General features: G+C 74.6%; 15 protein-coding genes. All 15 read right to left on the reverse strand.

All coding sequences use genetic code 11. The annotated features are described in order from the left end of the window. Nucleotides 1-6: 6 nt before the first annotated feature. The 15 genes from RMN57_RS20810 to RMN57_RS20880 all read right to left on the reverse strand — a co-directional run bounded on the left by RMN57_RS20810 (nucleotide 7) and on the right by RMN57_RS20880 (nucleotide 17,415). Nucleotides 7-1,206 (reverse strand): hypothetical protein, encoded by a 1,200-nt coding sequence (locus tag RMN57_RS20810; RefSeq protein ID WP_313764852.1) that lies wholly within the window; start codon nucleotides 1,204-1,206, stop codon nucleotides 7-9. Continuing rightward, a complete protein-coding gene (locus RMN57_RS20815) occupies nucleotides 1,203-1,886 on the reverse strand; it encodes a hypothetical protein (protein ID WP_313764853.1) in 684 nt (227 codons plus the stop codon). Before RMN57_RS20815 ends, RMN57_RS20810 begins: the two co-directional genes overlap by 4 nt. After that, nucleotides 1,886-4,201, reverse strand: a complete 2,316-nt coding sequence (locus tag RMN57_RS20820; protein ID WP_313764854.1) for a beta-ketoacyl-[acyl-carrier-protein] synthase family protein — start codon at nucleotides 4,199-4,201, stop codon at nucleotides 1,886-1,888. The genes RMN57_RS20815 and RMN57_RS20820 overlap by 1 nt, the downstream gene beginning before the upstream one ends. Further along, on the reverse strand, nucleotides 4,201-5,241 hold the full coding sequence (locus RMN57_RS20825; protein WP_313764855.1) for an aminomethyl transferase family protein: 1,041 nt from the start codon (nucleotides 5,239-5,241) through the stop codon (nucleotides 4,201-4,203). Before RMN57_RS20825 ends, RMN57_RS20820 begins: the two co-directional genes overlap by 1 nt. A 107-nt stretch (nucleotides 5,242-5,348) precedes the next feature. Next, the gene (locus RMN57_RS20830) at nucleotides 5,349-7,394 is read right to left on the reverse strand and encodes a GNAT family N-acetyltransferase (protein WP_313764856.1); all 2,046 of its coding nucleotides are present in this window, start codon (nucleotides 7,392-7,394) and stop codon (nucleotides 5,349-5,351) included. Nucleotides 7,395-7,449: 55 nt separating this feature from the next. Further along, complete coding sequence (fabZ, locus tag RMN57_RS20835; protein ID WP_313764857.1) at nucleotides 7,450-7,977, reverse strand: 3-hydroxyacyl-ACP dehydratase FabZ; 528 nt, start codon at nucleotides 7,975-7,977, stop codon at nucleotides 7,450-7,452. Nucleotides 7,978-7,979: 2 nt separating this feature from the next. Beyond that, the gene (locus RMN57_RS20840; RefSeq protein WP_238860716.1) at nucleotides 7,980-8,270 is read right to left on the reverse strand and encodes an acyl carrier protein; all 291 of its coding nucleotides are present in this window, start codon (nucleotides 8,268-8,270) and stop codon (nucleotides 7,980-7,982) included. Nucleotides 8,271-8,331: 61 nt separating this feature from the next. Next, complete coding sequence (fabG, locus tag RMN57_RS20845; RefSeq protein WP_313764858.1) at nucleotides 8,332-9,093, reverse strand: 3-oxoacyl-ACP reductase FabG; 762 nt, start codon at nucleotides 9,091-9,093, stop codon at nucleotides 8,332-8,334. Continuing rightward, the gene (sbnB, locus tag RMN57_RS20850; RefSeq protein WP_313764859.1) at nucleotides 9,090-10,121 is read right to left on the reverse strand and encodes a 2,3-diaminopropionate biosynthesis protein SbnB; all 1,032 of its coding nucleotides are present in this window, start codon (nucleotides 10,119-10,121) and stop codon (nucleotides 9,090-9,092) included. Before sbnB ends, fabG begins: the two co-directional genes overlap by 4 nt. Next, entirely contained in the window at nucleotides 10,118-11,182 is a 1,065-nt protein-coding gene (sbnA, locus tag RMN57_RS20855; RefSeq protein WP_313764860.1) for a 2,3-diaminopropionate biosynthesis protein SbnA, read from the reverse strand. The genes sbnB and sbnA overlap by 4 nt, the downstream gene beginning before the upstream one ends. Further along, a complete protein-coding gene (locus tag RMN57_RS20860; RefSeq protein ID WP_313764861.1) occupies nucleotides 11,179-13,515 on the reverse strand; it encodes a lantibiotic dehydratase in 2,337 nt (778 codons plus the stop codon). Before RMN57_RS20860 ends, sbnA begins: the two co-directional genes overlap by 4 nt. Beyond that, the gene (locus tag RMN57_RS20865; RefSeq protein ID WP_313764862.1) at nucleotides 13,512-14,708 is read right to left on the reverse strand and encodes a PLP-dependent aminotransferase family protein; all 1,197 of its coding nucleotides are present in this window, start codon (nucleotides 14,706-14,708) and stop codon (nucleotides 13,512-13,514) included. Before RMN57_RS20865 ends, RMN57_RS20860 begins: the two co-directional genes overlap by 4 nt. Before the next feature lie 20 nt (nucleotides 14,709-14,728). Next, nucleotides 14,729-14,977, reverse strand: coding sequence for an acyl carrier protein (locus RMN57_RS20870; protein ID WP_238860728.1), 249 nt, complete (start codon nucleotides 14,975-14,977; stop codon nucleotides 14,729-14,731). Next, nucleotides 14,958-16,481: a class I adenylate-forming enzyme family protein gene (locus tag RMN57_RS20875; RefSeq protein WP_313764863.1), complete on the reverse strand. Its 1,524-nt coding sequence runs from the start codon at nucleotides 16,479-16,481 to the stop codon at nucleotides 14,958-14,960. The genes RMN57_RS20870 and RMN57_RS20875 overlap by 20 nt, the downstream gene beginning before the upstream one ends. Beyond that, the gene (locus RMN57_RS20880; protein WP_313764864.1) at nucleotides 16,468-17,415 is read right to left on the reverse strand and encodes an ACP S-malonyltransferase; all 948 of its coding nucleotides are present in this window, start codon (nucleotides 17,413-17,415) and stop codon (nucleotides 16,468-16,470) included. The genes RMN57_RS20875 and RMN57_RS20880 overlap by 14 nt, the downstream gene beginning before the upstream one ends. Between the last annotated feature and the right edge of the window lie 64 nt (nucleotides 17,416-17,479).

Raw genomic sequence — 17,479 nt, forward strand, 5'->3', positions numbered from 1 at the left:
GCCAGGTCAGTCCGCGTCGAGGAGGCCGCGCTCGACCTCGTCGAGGACCTCCTCGGCCGCCTCGGCAGCGCCGGGGCGGTTGCGGCAGGAGAGGGTCAGTTCGGTCCGGTCGCCGATCTGGCAGGTGCTGAGGAACATCTCGGCGTAGGGCACGAGCATCGGCAGGGTGAAGTACTCGGTGGGACGGAACCGGTCGGTGCGGTAGAGCTCGGTGTCGATCCGGCCGTGGTCGGTCAGGATCGCCGTGCAGGGGAACCGGCTGCCGTCCAGCTCCCGGGCCTCGCGGAGCGAGTTGGCGAACGGGTTGCTGCGCAGGAAGTCCCGGTCCAGCACGGCGACTTCGCGCTTGCGCAGCATGGCGCCGAGCAACTGGCCGTGCAGCCGGTTCCAGCGGTCGTTCCGGCGCAGGTCGAGCACCAGCTGGGAGGTCAGGTTGGCGGTGGAGCGCACCGAGCGGTCGTGCCGGCGCAGGTCCACCGGGACGATCAGCCGGCCCGACCCGGTGCCCAGCCGGCGGGAGACCGCGGCGGCGACCCGGGCGGTGACCGCGGACGGGCAGGCCGGGACGGAGCGGCGGAGCCAGAGCGGGGTGCTGTCGGCGGCGCCGTGGCCGAGGACGGCGGGGAAGCCCTCGACCCGGGCGGGCGCCGGGGCGGGCGGCACGGTGCCGGCGGCGGTGCGGAAGTGCGTGTCGTCGACGGTGGCGGCGGCGCCGACCGGCTCCTCGCCGCGCAGTACCCGGAACACGTCCTCGATCCAGTGCCGGAGCCCCCGGCCGTCGGTGACGATGTGGCTGGCCCGGAACACCAGCCGGGTCACCGGCCCCTCCGCGAGGCCGACCTCGCAGACCGGGCCGGCCACGACGTCGAGGTCGCCGTGGAAGAACGGGTGGTCGAAGCCGACCGCGGCCGGCAGTTCGACGACCGGCGGCACGGAGCCGTCGGCGCGCCAGGCGGCGCCGCGGCGGCGGACCGCGAGGCCGGGGCCGGCCAGGGTGGCGGCGCGGACCGCCGCGCGGAGCTCGTCCGGCCCGATCCGGCCCTCGCCCTCGATCAACATCTGGATCAGCTGGGGCGTCCCGGTGGCGGCGGCGTTCAGGTAGCCGCGCTCGATCTGCGAGATCCGGCGGGTGTACGGGCGGGGGGCGGCCGGCGGGGTCGGGGCCGACGCGGCCGGGGTCTCGGTCGCCGTCGCGGTCGGGCTCATGCTGCTGGCTCCAGGGTCAGGGCGTCCGTACGGACGGCGGGCTCGGTGGGGCGGGACTGCCACCACCACCGCACCGGGGCGGCCGCATCGGTGGCGAGCGCCAGGTGCAGGCCCCGGCCGAGGCCGGCCGACCGCACCAGGTGGCCGGTGTTGGTCGGGCGCCAGCCCGGCCGCCAGGCGGGCAGCCGCACGCCGGCGAAGGTCTCCTTGCGGAGGTGCGAGGCCTTGATCAGCGCCTCGCACTCGGCGAAGTCCCGCATGGTGGCGGGCTGCCCGGCCGGTTTGCCGAGCAGGTCGCCGAGCCACTGCATGGCGTACGGGCGGTCGCGGTGGTCCTGAAGGTCCACGCCCACCTGCGGGCCGGTGGCGAGGGCGACGGTGCTGAACCCGGCGCAGTGCGCCACCGAGGCGGTCAGGCCGAGCGCCGGCAGGCTCCACCGGCGGTGCTCGTCCCGGGCGAGGTCCCGGGGGGTGACGGTGCACCCGTACAGCCGGGCGACCGCCTCGGTGATCAGCCACCGGCCGGCGTCGTTCAGCCGGTGGCCCATCCGGTCCCGCGGCAGGTGCGGGTGGCGGGTGACGAGGCAGTCGATCGCCGCCCCGCCGGCCCGGTCCTCCCCTGCCGCGGTGGTCCGCCGCGCGGCGTCCGTCGGTGCCGCGCCCATCAGCGCCGGGCCCATCAGGACCTCGCGTCGAGCACTGCCGCGGCGTAGCTGCCGCCGTAGGCGAAGCTGGACAGCAGCAGCGTTCCCTGCGGGGCCCCGCCGCCGAGCGCGGCCACCAGACCGAGCGCACCGGCGCTGCCGTAGGTCTCGCCGAGCAGCGCCTTGGGCGCCACGGTGGGGCGGTCGGCCAGTCCGGCCAGGCGGAGCGCCCGGGTCTGCGCGACGTCGACCAGGCTGTAGCCGGACGCGGCCGACACCACGGTGCCGATCTCCTCCGGGGCCGTTCCGGCCTCGGCCATCGCGGCGCGCAGCGCGCGGGCCCAGGCCTCGCCGTCGCGGCCGATCCGGCCGATGCCCACCGACTCGCCCGAGGCGCCGAAGCCCTTGACCGAGGCCAGGACGTCCGCGCCGCGGCCGGCGGCCGACTCCGCGCTCTCCAGCAGGATCGCGGCGGCGCCCTCGCTGAGCACCATCCCGCTCCGGCCGCCCGGGACCACCTGCGCGGTCCGCGCGTAGCCGGGCAGCCGGGCCTGGGTGGCCAGGGCCTGTTCGGGGAACTCGTCGGCGACCACGACCATGATCCGGTCGGCGGCGCCGCGGGCGATGACCCGGGCCGCGAGCTGGAGCGCCAGGACCGAACTGGTGCCGCCGTTGGCGATGGTCGCCGTGTAACCGCGGTACCGGTGCAGCATCGCGACGTGGCCGGCCGCGGCGTTCACCACGGTGTTGGCGAACATCGACGGGTTGGCGCCGGTGATGCCCTGCTGCAGGACGCCCTTGTGGAACTGGAGCACCGAGGTCACCGGGCCGTAGCCGGTGGCGAAGACGATGCCGGTGTTCTCGGCCTCGGCCCGCGAGGGCTTGCCGTGCCGCTCGTAGAGGTCGCCGACCGCGGCGGCGGCCAGCAGGCCCAGCGGGTCCATCCGGCGGGCCCGGCTCGGGTTGAGCTTGCGGGACGCGGAGCGGACGTCCACCCGGCCGACCGGCAGCTCGCCGATGCCCTCGACGTGCTCCAGGTCGGTGAACCCGGGCCGGCCCTCCGCCAGGGCGGCGGTGAGCTCGGCGGTGCTGCCGGCCGAGCCGGCCAGGCCGGCCACGCCGGTGACCACGACGTCGTGCACCGCCGCGGTGCGCCGCGGGGCCCTGGTCGCCCGGCCGGGCTTGTTCAGGACGACCGTCGCGTTGTTGCCGCCGAAGGCGAACGAGTTGGAGGCGACGACCTCCAGCTCGGCCGGGCGGCCGGTGCCGGGGACGATGTCCAGCCCGAACGGGGAGGGCACGCCCCGGGTGTTGACGGTCGGCGGGATGGTCCCGCGGTCGATCGCCAGCGTGCTGACGATCGCCTCGACCGCCCCGGCGGCGCCGAGGGTGTGGCCGAGCATCGACTTGGTGGAGCTGGCCGGCGGGACGTCGGAGCCGAAGAGCAGCTTGACCGCCTTGGGCTCGGAGACGTCGTTGGCCGGGGTGCCGGTGCCGTGCAGGTTGACGTAGTCGACGTCCTCGGGGCCGAGGCCGGCGGTGGCCAGGGCCTGCGCCATGGCGGCCGCGGCGCCCTTGCCGCTCGGGTCCGGCGCGGTCTGGTGGTAGCCGTCGCAGGAGAGGCCGTAGCCGCCCAGTTCGGCCAGGGCGCGGGCGCCGCGCTCGGCCGCCCGGTCCGCCGATTCGAGGACCATGAACCCGGCCCCCTCGCCGAGGGTCAGCCCGGTGGAGGCCGACATCGGCGCGCAGGGCTCGGGGTCGAGGGCGCCGAGGGCGCTGAACCCGTAGGCCGAGAGCTCGGCCAGCGGGTCGACGCCGCCGCAGATCACGTGGTCGACCTCGCCCTTCCAGAGCAGCTCCGCCGCGTACCCGAGCGCCACCGCGCTGGCGGCGCAGGCGTTGGAGAGCACGATCCGGGGGCCGCGGAGGTCGAACTCGGCCGCGATGTAGTCGCCCACGCAGGGCAGCTGGGAGGCGGCGGCCTGGGCGGCGTCGAGCCGGCCCTCGCGGACCAGGTCCCGGTGGACGCTCTCCAGCGTGGGCATCGCGCCGAGGCTGGAGCCGACCACCACGGCGACCCGGTCCCGGTCGACCGTGTCCAGGTCGAGCCCGCTGGTGCGCAGGGCCTCCCGGATCGCGGTGGCGGCCAGGGCGTAGCAGCGGTCGAGGTCGGCTGGCTGCTCGCTGGTGACCATGCCGGCCCACTCGGTGAGCAGCTCGGTGGTGTCGAACAGGGTGTTGGTCTTGATGCCCGAGATCCCCTGGGAGATGGACGACCAGCTCTTCTCGGTGTCGTCCCCGGCCCCGGTGATCAGCCCCAGGCCGGTGAGGGCGATGCGCGGCGTGGTCATCAGGAGATCCTCGTGGTGAGCGAGCGGGCGATGACGCGGGGCAGGGTGACGGTGCGCAGCGGGGTCTCGGCGCCGTGCTCGGCGGTGCCGGCCAGTTCGAGGCCGGGGACCCAGAACGGGGCCTCCAGGAGGGCGAAGACCAGCTCCTCGTCCGGGTTGGCGGACGGGGCCTGCCAGAGCACCTTGCCGATCGTGTGCTCGCCGGCCCTCACCTCGGTGCCGGCGGCGAAGCGGGTGTCCGCGGGGGCGGCCAGGGCGGTCAGCCGGGCCAGCTCGGTGGTGGGCTTGACCAGCTCCTCCGAGCCGGTGAACTCGCCGATCCGGTTCCAGTCGACCATCCAGGCGAGGTCGGCCTCGTGGACCGGCAGGCCGGCGAAGCCGGCCGCGTAGACGGCCATGCCGGCCTCGGCCTGGACGCGGGCCAGGCCCTCCGGGCCGACCTCGGCGCCGCCCTTCCCGGCCACCGCGGCGAGCACCGACTCGTGGGCGGCCTCGGGGGCGTTGGAGAGGAGCAGGTAGCCGTACTCACCGGTGGTGCCGACCCGGGCCAGGTGGGCCAGGGCGGTCGGGTCGGACGGCACCGAGGACTCGGTGACGCCGTGCAGGGTCAGGCCGGAGATGTCGAAGTCGACGAACTGCGCGGCCACCGACCAGGCCTGCGGGCCCTCGAAGGCGCTGGCGCCCCAGCCCTCGGGCTCGACCTCGACGGTGACGTCCCCGGGGGCGTCCAGCGCGTCGAGGTACCCGCGCAGCGCCTCGGTGGTGACCGGGGTGCGCGGCAGCAGCCAGGAGTCGTCGCCGATCTCGAAGTGCAGGACGATCGCGAACGGGGTGCCGTCGGCGTTCAGGGCGAGGGCCTCGCGGACGGTGTCCGGCTCGACGTACTCGCTCGACTTGGCCAGGAAGCCGTCGAGCAGGGTGTAGCGGTCGCCGCCGGAGACCCGGACCAGCGGGGCGGTGATCCGGTAGGCGCCGGTGGCGGTGCGAACGGTGGTGTAGTCGTCCTGCGCGGTGCGCGGCACGGCAACGGTCGTGGTCATGATGGATCGGGTCCTTTCCCGGGTGACGGTGCGCGGTGTCTGTGCGGTGCTTGTGGTGCTTGCGGTGCGACGTGCTTGCGGTGCTCGCGGCGCGGTGCGGCGGCGGGTCAGACGACCGGCTCGCGGTGCACGGCCAGCTGCCAGGAGGCCTCGGCGCCGTCCGGCCCGGCGGCCGCGACGCAGCCGATGAGCAGGCCGGAGGCGGTGGTGCGCAGGACGACCTCCGCCGCGCCGGCCCCCTCGCCGGCGGGCCGGCAGTCGAGCCAGCTGCCGTCGGCCAGCCGGACCGCGGCGGCCGCGGCCCAGACCTGGCGGAACATCGACGAGTCCAGCTCCCGGCGGGTGCCGGCCGAGTCGAGCACCACGGCGGTGCGGGACGGCGTGTTCGGGGTGATCCAGAGGACGACCTCCTCCTCGGCCCCGGGGGCCCGGACGTCGACCCGGACCGGCTCGGCGGCCGACTCGGGCGCGGTGACCTCCCAGTCGATCCGCTCGTGCGGGGCGGCCAGGCCGAGGGGGTGCTTCTGCTCCCACCCGCCGGCCGTCGGGACGCCCCAGCCGAGGCCGGTGGCGAGGCTGAACCGGCCGTGCTCGCGGGTCACCCACATCCCGGCCGTCCAGCGCGGGTTGCAGCCGAAGGCGCGGGTGCGGGGGTGGGGGCTGCGCAGGACCTTGGTGCCGCCCTCCGTCCACGAGGTGACCCCCGCGGCGGCGGCCTGCACCTTGACCGCCCGGGTGCCGGCGACCGGCTGCGGCGCCGCGGCGGAGCGGGCCGCGGGCCGGGCGTCGGCACCGGTGCGGAACACGGTGCGCAGCCGGGCCACGCCGTCCTCGTCCTGCTCCAGGTGCCGTTCGACCAGGCCGGTGTGGATCAACCGGACCGGCCGGGTGGCCGGCAGCTCGATCCGGGTCGGGCCGTCGTTCCAGACCAGCTCGCTGCCGGCCGGGGCGACCTGCGCGGCGGCGACCACCTCGGAGGCGTCGCGGACGCCGATGCCGGTGCCGAGCAGGTGCTCCGCGGCGGTGCCGGCCGCCGGGTCGGACAGGGCGAAGGTGCCCTGCCGCAGCCCGATGGTCTGGAAGATCCGGCCGGGCCGGCGGGTGAAGGTGAAGTCCTGGCCGAGCACACCCCCGTCGAGGGTGATGGTGCCGACGACCTCGTCCTCCCCGGACCGCTCGGCGACCCGGACCCCGTTCTCGACCGGGACGACGTCCAGGTCGCGGGGCTGCCCCTCGCGCCAGCCCGCCGACCGGTCCGCCTCGCAGCTGGGCCAGGTGGAGACGAGCAGCGGCCCGTGGTGCCCGGCGGCGGTGACGGTCACCGTGCCGTCGCCGCCGTCCACCTCGCAGACCAGGCCACCGGACTCGAAGCGGTGCGGCGGGACCTGCCGGGCGGTCTTCACCCGGTACGGCGGCTCGGCGATCCGCAGCGGCCGGGCGGTGCCGTCGGGGGCGGTGAGCCGCGCGTCGAGCATCAGCCCGCGGTCCACGTCGATGCTCGCGTCGATCCGGAACCCGCCGAGGGCCAGAGCGTAGGCGATGGTGCGGACGCCGTCCACCACCCGGACGTCGGAACGGAGTTCGTCGTCCCGGCCGCCGGCGACGTTGGCGAAGCTGCTGAGTCCGCCCAGGGCGGCGACGGCCTCGGGGTCGAGGTCGGCGAAGACGCTCCGGAGGATCAGCGGGATGTAGTTGTGCAGCTCGACGTTGCCGTCCTCGCCGGGCACGGTCTCGCCTACGGAGACGCAGCCGACCCGGCGGTACAGCCGGAAGGCCACGGTGTTGGCCGGGTTGACGGTCAGTCGGAGCACGAGGCAGCCGCACTTCATCATCCACTCGACCGCCTCGGTGAACAACCGTCCGGTGATCACGCCGTTGCGGTAGGCGGGGGCGACGAAGAACATGTCCGCGATGAGCTCGCCGGCCCGTGCGGACCGCCGTCCGGTGCTGTGGAACAGCCCGAACGTGCCCACCACCCGCCCGTCGTCGACGGCCACCAGGAACGTCGCCGTGTCGCGCTCGGTCAGCTCGCGCTCCAGCTCGTCGCCGCCGATCCCGCCGGCCACCGGGTTGGGGTTGTCGCGGTGACGGTTGTAGAGCTCGGCGATGTCGTGCGCGTCGCCCTCCTGGTACGGGCGGATCGTGATGGACATTCCACACCTCCTTGTCTTCTGGTTCCGATGGGTGGGGGTCCGGCCCGGCGGGCGGTCAGCCCTTGCGCTCGGTGGTGACGATCAGGGAGCCGGCGGCGGCCGGCTCGGTGCCGACGCTGGCCCGGACCGAGACCGAGCGGAGCCCGCCGAGCTTCTGGCCGAGCTTGGCCTCCAGCCGGAGCTGGTCGCCGGGGACGACCAGCCGGGAGAACTTCATCGAGCTGATGGAGCCGAGGTAGCCGACGCTGGCCGAGGGGTCGCCGGTGCCGGGGTTCTCCGCCTCCAGCAGCTCGGCCACGTACACGACGGCGACCAGCTGGGCCATCGCCTCGACGATCATCACGCCGGGCATGATCGAGTGGTCCGGGTAGTGGCCGGCGAAGAACGGCTCGTTCACCGAGACGCTCTTGATGCCGCGGCCGGAGACGCCGGGCACGACGTCGTAGGCGCGGTCGATCATCAGCATCGGCCAGCGGTGCGGCAGCATCCGCTTGATGTCGTCCGAGGAGTAGCTGAAGGTCTGCTTCGGTTCCCCGGCCGCTGCGGCCCGGCGCGCGGGCGCGGTCTCCGGCGCGATCGTCATGATCAGACCTCGCGGGCTTCGATGAAGTCGACCAGGGCGTTGATCGAGCCGAAGGCCTCGAAGTCGTCGTCGCTGATCAGCACGTCGTGCTCGTTGTTGATCATGACGACGATCTCCAGGGTGTCCAGCGAGTCCATCTCCAGGCCGCGGCCGAACAGCGGCTGGTTGTCGGAGACGACCTCGGGCTCGGCGTCCAGGCCGAGGCGGTCGATGATCATCGACTTGATCTTCATGTTCTTCTCCAGGCGCTGCTCGGCCTGGGCGCGGACGTCCTCGAAGGTGGCGACGGACATGGTGGTCCCTTTCCGGGTTGGGTGATGGATCGTCAGGTCGGTTTCGTGACCGGCTGATCGGTCAGCTGTAGAGCATTCCGCCGTCGACCGTGAGGACCTTGGCGGTGATGTACGAAGCGGCGGGGCTGGCCAGGAAGACGGCCGCCTGGGCCACCTCCTCCGCGGTCCCCATGCGTCCGAGCGGGATCGCCCGGGCGGCCTCCTTGAGCTGCGCCGGCGGCACCTTCTTCACCATGTCGGTGTCGATGAACCCGGGCGCCACGACGTTGACCCGGATGCCGCGGCCGGCGGTCTCGTACGCCAGGGTCTTGGCCATCGAGATCACCCCGCCCTTGCTGGCGGCGTAGTTGGCCTGGCCCACCCGGCCGGCGATGCCGCTGGTGGAGGCGATCATGACGATCGCCCCGCCGGAGGCGTACATCTGCTTGGTCGCCTCGCGGGCGGTCAGGAAGGCGCCGGTCAGGTTGGTGCCGATGACCTCCTGCCACTTCGCGGAGCTCATCGCGGCCATGTGGCCGTCGGCGGTCACCCCGGAGTTGAGGACGGCGACCTCGACGTTGCCCCAGGCGCCGCGGATCTCCTTGTACATCGCGGCGACCTGCGCCTCGTCCGAGACGTCGGCCCTGACCGGCAGGGCCCGCCGGCCGAGGGCGCGGATCCGCTCCGCGACCTCCTCGGCCTTCCCGGCGCTGTTGCGGTAGTTGAGGGCGACGTCGCAGCCGTGCTCGGCCAGGGCGATCGCGATCGCCGCGCCGATCCCGCGCGAGGCGCCGGTGACCAGGGCCCTGGTGCCCTCGGCGAAGAGGCGTCCCGGGGCGCTCATGCCGCGCTCCCGGTGAGCGTCGAGGTGACCTTGTGGCTGCCCGGGTCGAAGCCCTCGACCTCGGTGCCGAGGCCGGCCGCGACGGCGGCGTTCAGCACCGCCTCGGCGACGGCGAGGTCCAGCACGCCCAGGCCGAAGGGGGAGAAGACGACCGTGCGGGCGAGGGTGGCCGGACCGGTCCGCCCGTCCAGCAGCGCGCCGATCTCGGCGTGCACGAACTCCCGGTGACCGACCTGCTGTTCGGCGCGGTGCAGGGAGGTCTGCTCGCGGACGGCGTGCTGCGTGTCGTCCACCACGTTGTGGGCGGCGAGCACCGAGGAGGGGCTCAGGTCGCGCAGCGACAGGTGCAGGATCACCTGGCCGTGCGGCCGGTCCGGGTAGTCGGCCAGGTCGAGCCAGTAGCTGGAGTCGGTGGTGGCGATGCTGACGGTCTCGGCGCCGAGCGCGGTGGCCACGTCGACGGCCCGGAAGGCGATCCCCGGGTACTCCGCGGCCAGTTCGGCCGCGAAGACCTTGGCCCGCTCCGGGAACGCGTCCTGGAGCAGCACGGTCTCGATGTCCGGGTGGACCTGCGCCAGGCAGGACATGACGCGGTGGTTGATGGTGCCGCAGCCGATCAGGCCGACGGTGCGCACCGGGCGGCCGGCGGACAGCAGACCGCCGGCGAGCGCGGCACTGGCCGCGGTCCGCACCGCGGAGATCTGGCTGCCCTCCATCAGGGCCACCGGGTAGCCGGACTCCAGGTCGTTCAGGATGCAGAGCGAGGAGGCCCGCTGCATGCCCCGGTTCACGTTCTCCGGGAAGGACGAGATCCACTTGAGGCCCATCACCGGGGCCGGTCCGCCCAGGTAGGCGGGCAGGGCGATGATGCGCGAGTCCGGGCGGCCCAGCGGGCGCAGGAAGGTGGAGAACGGCAGGTCCGACTGGCCCTGGCTGTGCAGGACGTAGGCGGTCCGCACGGAGTCGAGGACGGTGGAGTCCAGACCCGCCAGCGCGGCGCGGACGTCGTCGCGACCGAGGATCCTCATGACTCACTCCTTTCTTGGTCGTGGTCCGGCAGGTACTGCCGGAGGTAGGACTCCACCCACTGGTCGTCGTAGATGGTGTCGAGGTAGCGGTCGCCGCCGTCCGGCAGCACCGCGACGCAGGTGGCGCCGGGCTCGATCCAGTCGGGGGCGCCCAGCAGCGCGGAGATCACCGCGCCGGAGGACCCGCCGGCCAGGATCGACTCCTGGGCCAGCAGCCGGCGGCAGCCGCGGATGCACTCGGAGTCGGTCACCTTGACCACCCGGTCCGCCAGCCCCGGCAGCAGCAGCGGCGGGACCACCGCCGCCCCGTGGCCCGGGATGGTCCGCTTGTGCGAGTTCTCCCACGGCTCCGGCGGGCCGAAGATCACACTGCCCACGGCGTCCACCGCGACGACCCGGGTGGCCAGGCCGTTGTCCCGGATGTACTCGGCGCAGCCGCGCAGCGTGCCGCAGGTGCCGGCCGCGAGGAAGAGGTAGTCCGGTCCGCCCGGCAGGGCCTCGCAGATCTCGCTCATCGTGGTGTGGTGCGCCCGGGCGTTGTACTCGTTGGCGTACTGGTTCGGCCAGTAGGCGTCGGGGACGCTCTCCAGCAGCGACCGGACCCGGGCGATCCGGGCCGGCAGGAACTCGCCGGTGGCCGGGTCGCGGTGCTCCACGACCTCCACCCGGGCCCCGTAGGCCCGCATGATGGACAGGTTCTGCGCGGTGGTCCGGGGATCGACCACGCAGACCAGCTTGAGCCGGTAGAAGTTGCAGAGCTGCGCGAGCGCGATGCCGAGGTTGCCGGAGGAGGACTCCACCACCGTGGACACCCCCGGCACCAGCCGGCCGGTGCCGATGGCGTGCTCGATCATCGACTTGGCGGCGCGGTCCTTGATGCTCCCGCCGGGGTTGAAGCGCTCGCACTTGGCGTACACCTGGAACCGGTTGGGCGGGAAGAGCCGGTCCAGGGCGATCAGCGGGGTCCCGCCGATCGTGGCGACGATGTCGGGGTCCGACGGGCGCGGCGGGCGGGTCGGGCGGACCCGCAGTGCCGCGTCGTCGGGGACGAGGACGGTCATTCCGGCACCTTCCTGCTGATCTGGAGCCGCAGCTCACTCACGTAGCGCTCGCCGTCGGCGTCCGGCAGCCAGGAGTCCTCGGGGGCCGGCAGCGGCTCGCTGACGGTCACGACGGCCCCGGGGTCGGCCTGCCGCGCCCGGCGGACGAGGTTGGCGAAGGAGAGCACCAGCGTCGGGCTGGTGAAGTCGACCAGGGACGGCTTGGTCTCCTCGGGGAACTTCACGAAGGCCTGCTCGGGCAGCCGGTGCCGGGTGACCCAGCGGCGCACCGCCAGGTAGTCGCGGTGCCGGTCCGCCTTGGCCGGCAGCCCGACCTCCTCGGCCCGCAGCCGCCAGGTCTCGCGGAACAGGACCAGGTCGTCGAGGGTCACCCGCGGGGCGTGCGGGCGGTCCAGGCCGATCTTGAAGGCGTCGCAGGCGATGATCGAGATCAGCACCGCGAGCAGCTCCGGGAGGCTCCAGCCGCGCCCGTCCGGGGTGGTGGCGGTGACGGTGCCGTCCGCCTCCGCCAGCGTGATCGCGGCGGCCGGGTCGATCCGGTCCCGCTCGTCGAACGGTGCCCGGGTGAAGCCGATCAGCCGGTCCCCGGCGCCGATCGGCGCGGGCACCATCCGGCCGCTGTTGCGCTTCCAGCCGACCGGCAGCAGCGGCACCAGCCGCGGGGCGCCGATCGCCGCGTTGACCTTGTCGCGCAGCGACCCGCGGTCGGCGGTCCAGTCCAGGAAGGGCAGGTCCAGCGTGGCCAGGCAGGCGTGCAGCTCGCCCAGCACCACGGTGTAGTCGCCGGCGTTGACCGCGTCCACGGACGGGGCGACCACCTGCAGGTCCGGGCTGTGCACCGCCAGGTGCGGCGAGCGCACCGGGCCGGTGGCGAAGACCGCGCGGGCCCGCTCCTCGATCCCGGCCACCGAGAGCCGGACCGGCTCGGACGCCGGGGCGTCCGGGTCCAGCGCGATGACCTCGCGCCACTTCAGCGCCAGCTCGCGGGTCGCCGCGTGCACCGGGGCGGCGTTCTCGCCCCAGAACAGGGCCAGCACCTGCGGCCAGACGTCGGCCAGCGTCACCGTGCCGTGGCGCTCGGCGGCGGCCCGGACCAGCGCCGCGACCTCCGCCTCCACGAGCTCCGCGAGCCGGTTGCCGAACCAGTCCGCCGCGTCGGCGACCAGCGCCAGCGGGCGGGCGATGCCGTCGAGGAAGTCCTGCCCGAGGTCCATCCGGCAGTCCCGGAGGGAGTCCTGGTAGCAGAGCGTCCGGCCGGCGTACGCCTTGCCCTCCTCGCGGGAGGCCGCCTGCCCGGTGGTCCGGACGAAGAAGCCGTCGAGCAGGTCGAGCGCCTCGACCAGCTCCTCGGCGGTGGTCGCGCGGTCGATCCCGTCCCGCAGCCGGCCGAGCTCGGCGAGCACGGCGTCGTACCGGACGAACAGCTCCGGGTCGCCGATGGCGGCCACCCGGCGGCGCAGCACCTCCTCGGCGCGGACGTCGACCGGGACGTTCGCGTCCCAGGCGATCAGCCGTTGCTTCAGCAGCCGGCCCAGCACCTTCTCCACCCGGGTGCGGGCGGTCGCGGCATCCCACTGCTCCTCGGCCGCCAGCACGTCGGCGATGGCCTCGCCGTTGCGGTCGCCGTCGGCGCGGCGCAGCACCTGGACGTCGTCCCCGCGCAGCCGGACCACCTTGCGGCCCGGCATCACCAGCCGGTCGCCGTCGAGGTGGACGTCGGGCCGCAGCACCGGCGGGAACCACCAGCGCGCGCCGGGCTGCTCGGACATCCACTCGCCCAGGGCGGCGATCGTCCAGCGCTCGAAGGACGTCCGGCTCGCCGAGGTGAGCGCCGGGCCGGGCTCGAAGTCGATGGCGCGCCGGCCCCGGCCGACGGAGATCCACGCCCCCGGGCCGAAGAAGCCGATGGTCTCGGCCTTGGCGCAGTACCGCAGCCAGTACATGGCCAGGGTGCGCTCGCGCTGGCGGCGCTTGGACTCCTTGCCCCGGCCGGACGCCAGGGAGTCGAGGACCTGGTAGACGGTGCGGTTCTGCCAGGCGATGGCCCGGCGGACCTTGCCGTCGGTGGCGAGCCGGGCCAGCCGCTCCGTCTCGGCGTCGCAGTCGGCCCGGTAGGCCGCCTCGAAGGCGTCGTGGTCGGCCGCGCCGCCGTCCAGGAGCGCGGCCGCGCGCACCGCGTGCCGTCCGCCGAGGCGGTCCAGCCCGGAGACCGGGAAGCCGGCGTTGCGCAGCAGGCCGACGCCCCAGACCCGCCAGTGCGAGTCGCCGAGCGGCCGGGACGGGCCGAACTCCGACCAGTCGACCGCGCGGGCGGCCGCGAGCGTGTCGGTCATCGGGACCCGCCCTCCGGGGGAGCGGCCGGCGCGGCGAGCGCCCCGGCCAACCGGGCGACGCCCTCGGCGATGCGGCCGCGCGGCACGTGGCTGAAGCAGAGCCGCAGCCCGTCGGCGTGCTCGCCGCCGATCCCGAAGTGGCTGCCGGGGACGAAGGAGACGCCCCGCTCGGCGGCGGCCGCGGTGAACCGGCCGGTGTCCACGCCGTCGCGGTGGCGCAGCCAGATGTAGAAGCCGCCGTCCGGGCGCTCCCACTGCCAGGGGCCGTCGGTGCCGAGCTCGCGCTCCAGCGCGTCGGCCATCAGGGCGCAGCGCTCGCGGTAGCTCGCCCGGTAACCGTCGATCAGGTCGCTCCAGCCGCCCCGGGTGTGGAACGCGGCGAGCGCGGCCTGGGCGAGGGCGGACGGCGAGAGGGCGATCACCTCGGTGGTGCGGCTGAGCGCCGGCACCAGGTGCTCCGGTGCGGCGATCCAGCCGCAGCGCAGGCCCGGGGCGAAGATCTTGGAGAAGGTGCCCAGGTAGACCACGTTCTGCGGGTCGAGGGCCTGGAGGGCGGTGGTGGTGCTGCCGTCGAAGGAGAGCAGGCCGTAGGGGTTGTCCTCGATGACGAGGAGGTCCAGCTCCCGGCAGACCGCCAGCAGCTCCTTGCGGCGTTCGACCGGCATGGTGGCCCCGGTCGGGTTCTGGTGCGTCGGGTTGCAGTAGAGCAGCCGCGCGGTGCGCCCGTCGGCCCGGAGGGCGAGGACGGTGCGGCGCAGCCCGTCGAGGTCCAGGCCGTCCCGGTCGGACGGCACGGCGCTCAGGTCGAGGCCGGCGGTGCGGAAGGCGGCGGTGGCGCCCGGGTAGGCGGGCGTCTGGACCAGGACGGTCTCGCCGGGCGAGGCGAGCCCGAGGCCGACGGCCATCAGGCCCATCTGGGAGCCGCTGGTGGGGACGAGGGTCTCGGCCGTGGCGCGGCCGTCCTCACGGGCCATCAGGTCGGTGACGGCCGGGACGAGGGCCTTGGCCACGTGCGGGGTCGTGTACTGGAAGGCGAGCTTCCCGCCGAGGCGGACGAGGCGGGAGAGCTGACCGGAGATCGCCTCCAGCGGGAGGACGTCCAGGTCGGGCAGGCCCCCCGCGAAGGAGATCAGGTCCCCGCCCCGCTCGAAGAGCCGTGGCATCTCGGCCGCGGGTCTGGTGTCGGTCCACATGGGTATCGGTGTCCAGGTCCCTAGACCGCGGCCGGGGCCGCGGCGCCGGCCTGCGCCTGCGCGTACTGCAGCAGGCCGGCGGGCGAGGCGAGGGCGGGGTCGGCGAGCGCGTCGGGGTCGACCTCGATCCCGAACTCCTCCTCGACGGCCATCACCAGGGCGATGGTGTGGAGCGAGTCCACGCCCAGGTCCACGAGCGGGGTCTGCGGGTCGGTGACCCGGACGGCGCAGACGCGCTCGACGAGCTGGTCAAACTGCGACTGGTTCATGGGTGGTCCTCGTCTGTGCGAAGGGGGTCGTGGTGGCGGGCGCGGCGGCCGGCGGGTCGATCAGGCGCCTGGCGGCGGCGCGGTCGGGCTTGCCGTTGGCGGTCAGCGGTACGGCGTCGATCGGGACGATCAGGTCGGGCATCCGGGCGTGGTCGAGCTGCCGGGCCAGCTGGGCGCGGATCTCCTCCGGCGCCAGCGGGCTCCGCACCGCGAGGTGCAGCGGCCCGTCCTCGGGCTCGGGCTTCAGGGCCACGGCCGCGGTCACCCCGGGGATCCGCTCGGCGGCGTCCTCGATCTCGGTCAGGGCGAGCCGGATGCCGCGGCGCTTGATCACGTCGTCGTCGCGGCCGGCGAAGTAGAGCCGGCCGTCCTCGTCGAGGTGGCCGCGGTCGCCGGTGTGCAGCTCCAGGGTGCCGTCGGTGCGGCGGACGAAACGGTTCTGCTCGTCGAGCGGGATCCCCCAGTAGCCGGCCATCACGGTCGGGCCCCAGACCACGATCTCGCCGATCGTGCCGGGGGCGACCGTCCGCCCCTCGGCGTCCACGATCCGCACCCGGTCGCCGGGGATCGGCGGCCCGACGGAGTCGGGGTGCGCGGCGTACTCGGCCGGGTCGAGGATCGAGATGCGCTTGCACTCGGTCATCCCGTACATCGACGCGAAGGCCGAGCCGGGGAAGAGCTCCAGCAGCTCGGACATCACCGCCCGGCCGGGCCGGGCACCGGTGTTGGTGAACAGCCGGACCCCGGTCGGCCGGCGCAGCTTGCCCTGGAGCAGGGCCAGCATCTGCGCCAGCGACGGCACCAGCGGGACGACCGTCACGCCGTGCCGCTCGATGACGCGCAGCAGGCCGACGTCGTGGCCGCGCTGGGCGAGGACGAGCGTGCTGCCGGTGAGCGCGCAGAACAGGGCCTGGTAGAGCCCGTAGTCGAAGGAGAGCGGCAGCCGGCAGAGCACCACGTCGTCCGCGCGGTACTGCAGCCGGGCGTTGACCGCCCCGACCGCCGCGACCATCTGCCGGTGCGGGCAGACGACGCCCTTCGGCCGGCCGGTGGTGCCGGAGGTGTAGATCAGCATCGCCGTGCTGTCGTCCGGGACGTCGGCGGCGAAGTCGTCGGCGGGCGTCGCCAGGATCTCCTGCCAGGCCTGCGCCACCTCGACGGTGCGGCCGGCGGCGCGGCCCGCGGCGGGCGGGCAGAGCGCCAGCGCGGCGCTGCAGTCCTCGACGATGTGGCCGACCTGGGCGTCCGTCAGTTCCGGGTGCACCGGCACGAAGACGGCGCCGATCCGGAGCGTGGCGTAGAAGAGGGCGAGGAAGGCGCGGTCGTTGCCGCCGGTGTACACCACCCGGTCGCCGGTGGTGACGCCCCGGCCCCGCAGCCAGCCGGCCGCGCGGTCCACGGCGGTGCCGAGCCCGCGGTAGTCGAGGGAGCCGTCGGCGTCGATGACGGCGGGGTGGTCGGCGCGCTCGGCGCGCGGGCGGGTGAGCAGGTCAGACACCAGCACGGGCGGGCTCTCCTCTGCCGATCGCGGCACCGAGCCGCTCGTGGGCCCGGGTGAGCTCCCGGGGCGAGTTGACGGACAGCACCTCCAGGCCGGGGAACTGGCGCTTGAGGATGTTGGCCAGGGTGCGGGCCGGCGGCAGCGAGACCGCGAGCTCCGGCGCCGGCTCGGCCAGGGTGCGCAGGCAGAGGTCCCAGCGCACCGGCCGGACCACCTGGTCGACCAGCCGCCGGCGGATCTCCTCCGGCTCGGTGAGCACCGCGCCGTCCGCGTTCGAGAGCAGGAGCTGGTCCGGCCGCTCGAAGCGCATCGTGGCGGCGGCGGCCGCGACGGCCCGGCGCGCCGACTCCATGTACGGGGTGTGGAAGGCGCCGGCGACCGGCAGCGGCTTGACCGTCGCGGAGGGCGGCGGCGCGGCGGCCAGCTGCTCCAGGCGCTCGGTGAGCCCGGCGGCCACGATCTGGCCGGGGCCGTTGAACGTGGCCGCGGTGAGGCCGAGTTCGGCGATCCGGGCCAGCACCTGCGGCTCGTCCCCGCCGACCACCGCCGCCATCGAGGTGGGTGCCTCGGCGCAGGCCGCGGCCATGGCGCGGCCACGGATCGCGGCCAGCCGGACGGCGTCGGCGGGGCTCAGCACCCCGGCGAAGGCGGCCGCGGTGAGCTCGCCGACGGAATGGCCGGCTGCCACCGTGCTTCCCTCGGGCGCCGTCCGGGCCAGCACGCCGTGGGCCAGCAGGCCCTGGGCGACCAGCAAGGGCTGGGTGTTCTCGGTGCGGGCGATCTCCGCGGCGGAGGCCTTGGTGCCCAGGTGGGCCAGGTCGCAGTCGGCGGCCTCGGACCAGTCGCGGATGCGTTCGGCGTGGAGCGGGTCGCGCAGCCAGCCGGCCAGCATGCCAGGGGTCTGGGAGCCCTGGCCCGGCGCAAGAATTGCGAACATGTGTTCTATCCCCCTTTCGTGTGGTGCCCTTCGCACGGCGCCAGGCGCCCGGTGCGGTCCAGGT

It is taken from the genome of Kitasatospora sp. CM 4170 (genome assembly GCF_032110285.1).
GTDB classification, from domain to species: domain Bacteria; phylum Actinomycetota; class Actinomycetes; order Streptomycetales; family Streptomycetaceae; genus Kitasatospora; species Kitasatospora aburaviensis.

Coding starts and splice junctions, on each gene's coding strand:
- RMN57_RS20810 (WP_313764852.1), bottom strand. CDS start 1,206: ATGAGCCCGACCGCGACGGCGACCGAGACCCCGGCCGCGTCGGCCCCG.
- RMN57_RS20815 (WP_313764853.1), bottom strand. CDS start 1,886: ATGGGCCCGGCGCTGATGGGCGCGGCACCGACGGACGCCGCGCGGCGG.
- RMN57_RS20820 (WP_313764854.1), bottom strand. CDS start 4,201: ATGACCACGCCGCGCATCGCCCTCACCGGCCTGGGGCTGATCACCGGG.
- RMN57_RS20825 (WP_313764855.1), bottom strand. CDS start 5,241: ATGACCACGACCGTTGCCGTGCCGCGCACCGCGCAGGACGACTACACC.
- RMN57_RS20830 (WP_313764856.1), bottom strand. CDS start 7,394: ATGTCCATCACGATCCGCCCGTACCAGGAGGGCGACGCGCACGACATC.
- fabZ (WP_313764857.1), bottom strand. CDS start 7,977: ATGACGATCGCGCCGGAGACCGCGCCCGCGCGCCGGGCCGCAGCGGCC.
- RMN57_RS20840 (WP_238860716.1), bottom strand. CDS start 8,270: ATGTCCGTCGCCACCTTCGAGGACGTCCGCGCCCAGGCCGAGCAGCGC.
- fabG (WP_313764858.1), bottom strand. CDS start 9,093: ATGAGCGCCCCGGGACGCCTCTTCGCCGAGGGCACCAGGGCCCTGGTC.
- sbnB (WP_313764859.1), bottom strand. CDS start 10,121: ATGAGGATCCTCGGTCGCGACGACGTCCGCGCCGCGCTGGCGGGTCTG.
- sbnA (WP_313764860.1), bottom strand. CDS start 11,182: ATGACCGTCCTCGTCCCCGACGACGCGGCACTGCGGGTCCGCCCGACC.
- RMN57_RS20860 (WP_313764861.1), bottom strand. CDS start 13,515: ATGACCGACACGCTCGCGGCCGCCCGCGCGGTCGACTGGTCGGAGTTC.
- RMN57_RS20865 (WP_313764862.1), bottom strand. CDS start 14,708: ATGTGGACCGACACCAGACCCGCGGCCGAGATGCCACGGCTCTTCGAG.
- RMN57_RS20870 (WP_238860728.1), bottom strand. CDS start 14,977: ATGAACCAGTCGCAGTTTGACCAGCTCGTCGAGCGCGTCTGCGCCGTC.
- RMN57_RS20880 (WP_313764864.1), bottom strand. CDS start 17,415: ATGTTCGCAATTCTTGCGCCGGGCCAGGGCTCCCAGACCCCTGGCATG.